General features: G+C 60.8%; 5 protein-coding genes. 3 read left to right on the top strand and 2 right to left on the bottom strand.

The window, feature by feature from the left end; all coding sequences use genetic code 11:
* Window positions 1–58: 58 nt before the first annotated feature.
* From FCU66_RS40335 to FCU66_RS40345, 3 genes are read left to right on the top strand one after another with little or no spacing between them, the layout of a single operon-like run.
* Complete coding sequence (locus FCU66_RS40335; protein WP_136620596.1) at window positions 59–982, top strand: carbohydrate ABC transporter permease; 924 nt, start codon at window positions 59–61, stop codon at window positions 980–982.
* A complete protein-coding gene (locus FCU66_RS40340; RefSeq protein ID WP_136620595.1) occupies window positions 982–1,830 on the top strand; it encodes a carbohydrate ABC transporter permease in 849 nt (282 codons plus the stop codon). The genes FCU66_RS40335 and FCU66_RS40340 overlap by 1 nt, the downstream gene beginning before the upstream one ends.
* Window positions 1,831–1,834: 4 nt before the next feature.
* Complete coding sequence (locus FCU66_RS40345) at window positions 1,835–2,902, top strand: ABC transporter ATP-binding protein (protein ID WP_136620594.1); 1,068 nt, start codon at window positions 1,835–1,837, stop codon at window positions 2,900–2,902.
* 391 nt (window positions 2,903–3,293) lie between these two features.
* Here FCU66_RS40345 and FCU66_RS40350 read toward each other — a convergent pair whose 3' ends face one another.
* Both FCU66_RS40350 and rpmG read right to left on the bottom strand, forming a co-directional pair.
* Window positions 3,294–3,503: a hypothetical protein gene (locus FCU66_RS40350; protein ID WP_136620593.1), complete on the bottom strand. Its 210-nt coding sequence runs from the start codon at window positions 3,501–3,503 to the stop codon at window positions 3,294–3,296.
* A gap of 233 nt (window positions 3,504–3,736) precedes the next feature.
* Window positions 3,737–3,904, bottom strand: a complete 168-nt coding sequence (gene rpmG / locus FCU66_RS40355; RefSeq protein WP_006201775.1) for a 50S ribosomal protein L33 — start codon at window positions 3,902–3,904, stop codon at window positions 3,737–3,739.
* Window positions 3,905–4,044 lie beyond the last annotated feature (140 nt).

A 4,044-nucleotide genomic window follows, 5' to 3' on the forward strand; every position in this document is an offset into this window, starting at 1 on the left:
AGTGACGGGGAGAAGGACGCTGTCCCCGACGCCGCTCCAGGGAGCCGATCCTCAGCCAATGACCTACGCCGTGTCCGAAATACGATCCGCCGGCAAGCCGCGTCGCAAGCGGCTATCCCACGCCGCAATCGAGCCATGGCTGTATCTCAGCCCGGCGATCATCCTGCTGGTCGTGGTGCTCTTGGTGCCGCTGGTCATCGGCATCAGCTACTCCTTCCGCAAATTCTCCGCGTTCAAGTCCGAATATGTCGGGCTCGGGCAGTATGAGGCGATGCTGTCGGATCAGGTGCTGGGGCAGGCGCTGGTCAACACGTTGTGGTGGACCGTCGCCAGCCTGTTTTTCCAGTTCTTCCTCGGCCTTGGCCTGGCGCTGCTGCTCGACAAGCCGTTTCGCGGCCGCAAGGCTGTACAAGCCCTGGTGTTCCTGCCCTGGGCGGTGCCGTCCTTCCTGTCGGGCCTGACCTGGGCCTGGCTGTTCAATCCGATCATCGGCCCGCTGCCGCACTGGCTGTTTGCATTGGGGCTGAAGGCCGAGCCGACCAATGTGCTTTCCGATCCCTCAACCGCCATGTGGGGGCCGATCATCGCCAATATCTGGTTCGGCATTCCGTTCTTCGCCATCACGCTTTTGGCGGCGCTGAAATCCATTCCATCGGAACTGCATGAGGCGGCGGCGATCGACGGCGCTTCGCCGTGGCAGCGCTTCACCAAGGTGACATTGCCGTTCCTGGCGCCGACCATCGCCATCACCGTGATGTTGCGCACCATCTGGATCGCCACCTTCGCCGACCTGATCTTCGTCATGACCGAGGGCGGACCGGCCGGTTCGACCAACACGGTGCCGGTCTACATCTATGTCAGCGCCTTCAAATCGCTGGACAAGGGCTATGCCTCGGCGGTAGCCGTGCTGCTGCTCGTCCTGCTCATTGTCTATGCGATTGCGCTGATCGGCATCCGCCGCACGCTGGTGAGGCACGTCTGATGATCGCAGGACGTTCGACCTCGCAGCGCTTCTTCGGCGGCATCGGCCTCTACGCGGCAATCGCGGCATACGTGCTCTTTGCCCTGTTCCCGATCTACTGGACGCTGAAGATCTCGGTCACGCCGGAGCGGCTTCTCTATTCCGAAGGCATCACCTTCTGGCCGTCGCATATGACGCTGCAGAATTTCGTCACCGTGCTCGAGGCCACCGATTTCCCGCGCTATTTCCTCAACAGCGTCATCGTCTCGGTCTCGACGGCGGCACTGGTGACGATCATCGCCACGCTGGCCGGTTATGCCATGTCGCGCTTCACCTTTCACGGCAAGGCGGCACTTGCGCTGATGTTGCTTTTGACCCAGACCTTTCCGCTGGTGATGGTCATTCCGCCAATCTACCGCGTGATGGGCGAGATCGGCCTGATCAACAGCCTGACCGGGCTGATCATCATCTACACCGCCTTCAACACGGCCTTTGCCACCTTCCTGATGCAGTCCTTCTTCGACGGCATTCCAAAGGACCTGGAGGAAGCCGCGATGATCGACGGCTGCACCCGCGCGCAGGCGATGCGCAAGGTGATCGTGCCGCTGACGCTGCCCGGCATGGGCGCAACACTCGGCTTCGTCTTCACCGCCGCCTGGAGCGAACTCCTGTTCGCGCTGATGCTGATTTCCAGTGACGATCAGAAGACCTTCGCTGTCGGCCTGCTCACCTTCATCGGCAAGTTCGCCGTCGACTGGGGACAGATGATGGCGGCATCCATCCTGGCGCTGATCCCGGTCTGCATCTTCTTCGCCTTCCTGCAACGCTATCTCGTCACCGGCCTGACCGCCGGCGCCGTCAAAGGATAGATCGATGGCCTCTGTTACGCTCGAAAAGGTCCGCAAGGATTATGGCGCCGTCCGCGTCCTGCACGCGGTCGACCTTGAAATCGCCGATGGCGAGTTCGTCGTCCTGGTTGGGCCGTCAGGCTGCGGCAAGTCCACGCTTTTGCGCATGATCGCCGGGCTGGAGGAGGCCTCTGGCGGCGAGATCCGCATCGGCGAACGGCTGGTCAATGACGTAGCACCCAAGGACCGCGACATCGCCATGGTGTTCCAGTCCTATGCGCTCTATCCGCATATGGACGTGTCGAAGAACATGGGTTTCAGCCTGCTCTTGAAGAAGGCGGAGAAGGCGACGATCGACGCGAGGGTGGACCGTGCCGCCAAGCGGCTCGGGCTCGACACCTTCCTGCAGCGCCTGCCGCGGCAATTGTCCGGCGGCCAGCGCCAGCGCGTCGCCATGGGCCGTGCGATCGTGCGTGATCCCAAGGTCTTCCTGTTCGACGAGCCGCTGTCGAACCTCGATGCCAAGCTGCGCGTCCATATGCGCGCCGAGATCAAGGCGCTGCACCAGCAGCTGAAGACGACATCGGTTTATGTCACGCACGACCAGATCGAGGCGATGACCATGGCCGACCGGATCGTCGTCATGCATGACGGGCTGATCCAGCAGGTCGGCGCGCCGCTCGATCTCTATGACCGGCCGGCCAACATGTTCGTCGCCGGCTTCATCGGTTCACCCGGCATGAATTTTCTGCCGGCGACGGTTCGCATGGGTGCTACGTCGGAGGCCGTACTGACCGATGGTCAGGCGTTGCGCCTGCCGGAAGGCCTGCCGCTGACGGACGGTGACGCCATCACCGTCGGTTTGCGGCCCGAGCATGTCCGGCTGGCGGATGACGGCGCGCTGAAGGGCGAGGTGGGGGTGGTGGAGCCGCTCGGGCTTTCGACGCAGTTCTACGTCAAGCTGGCCAGCCAGCAGCTTTGCGTCTTTGCCATGGGCCGTGCCGACGTGAAGCCTGGCGACGTGGTACGGCTGGCGGCCGATCCAGAGTCGCTGCATTTGTTCGATCCGAAAAATGGCGATCGCATCGGGTGAGGGGAAGTCAGCCCGGACTGAGGGCACTCGGGACGCGATTGACCAGTTGCACATCTACACAGAGCGCTGAACCTGCAGAACGGCGGACCTGCGGATTACAAACGGCCGCATCAGGCGTGGATGTCGGGTGGGAAATAGAAGGGAAGATTATATCTCGATTGACTAAAATAACGGAACGTCCAACAGACATTTCCGGAACCGAACAGGACCCCTCAGACCTTTGCGTGTTGCGCACAAGACCTTAGTCCCGCCGCCTTCTAAAAAGAACGGAAGCCATTTCATCACGAAGTAGCGCCGCCGTGCCAGAGGTCAATACCGGCGGCTGCATCTGCAAATATGGGCGACCCGGCGGTGTGCGGGTATGGTGCGATCGCGGAAGGGGCTGTGGCGTCTAACCGCGAAGGTTTCTTTTAGGCAGCGGCGAGCTGTCCATTGGGTTCTCGGCAGACTTGGCTGACCGCCGCTCCTTTAGCCACAGGGATTTCTTTCTTCTTGCCAGAATCTCGTCTCGAACGCTGTCTTCGGCGGTCACTCCGCCATGCATAGCGGCAATCGCGTAGTCGGCTCTGTTGGTTCGATAGTCACCTTTTTGAATGGACATCGTTTCCTCCCGGGTCGAGGCATTCCCCGCTTTAGCCTGACGCTGAAACTAACTGCCTATCCCTCGCGCGAGTCTACCAATTGGCGATTGTATTAAAACGATACACTCCGCCGGTGTGGTGATGGCGCGGGCTCGGAACCTCCGGAGCAGGCTCGGTAGAAGGTGCAGAGGGATTACAAACGAAAACGCCGCCCGATGGGCGGCGTTTCGGCATTGCAGAGGGAAAACCCAGATTACTTGATCTTGGTTTCCTTGAATTCGACGTGCTTCTTGGCAACCGGGTCGTACTTGCGGAACGACAGCTTGTCGGTCTTGGTGCGGCTGTTCTTGCTGGTCACGTAGAAGAAACCGGTGTCGGCGGTTGACAGAAGCTTGATCTTGATGTTTGCGGCTTTGGCCATGATATCAGTCCGTTTGTTCGTGGGGTTTTGGCCGCTGGAGCACGGGGAAACACCCGGACGCGGGAAACTTGGCGCGACACATAAAGAACGCGCCCGGAAAGTCAAGCCCGGTAGGCCTTGTTGTCGTAAGCAGATGAGTT

The organism is Mesorhizobium norvegicum (assembly GCF_004919685.1).
Classification (GTDB): Bacteria; Pseudomonadota; Alphaproteobacteria; order Rhizobiales; family Rhizobiaceae; genus Mesorhizobium; species Mesorhizobium norvegicum.

Excerpts from the sequence above, each read along its gene's own strand:
- FCU66_RS40335 (WP_136620596.1), top strand. The coding sequence starts at position 59 with ATGACCTACGCCGTGTCCGAAATACGATCCGCCGGCAAGCCGCGTCGC.
- rpmG (WP_006201775.1), bottom strand. The coding sequence starts at position 3,904 with ATGGCCAAAGCCGCAAACATCAAGATCAAGCTTCTGTCAACCGCCGAC.
- FCU66_RS40340 (WP_136620595.1), top strand. The coding sequence starts at position 982 with ATGATCGCAGGACGTTCGACCTCGCAGCGCTTCTTCGGCGGCATCGGC.
- FCU66_RS40350 (WP_136620593.1), bottom strand. The coding sequence starts at position 3,503 with ATGTCCATTCAAAAAGGTGACTATCGAACCAACAGAGCCGACTACGCG.
- FCU66_RS40345 (WP_136620594.1), top strand. The coding sequence starts at position 1,835 with ATGGCCTCTGTTACGCTCGAAAAGGTCCGCAAGGATTATGGCGCCGTC.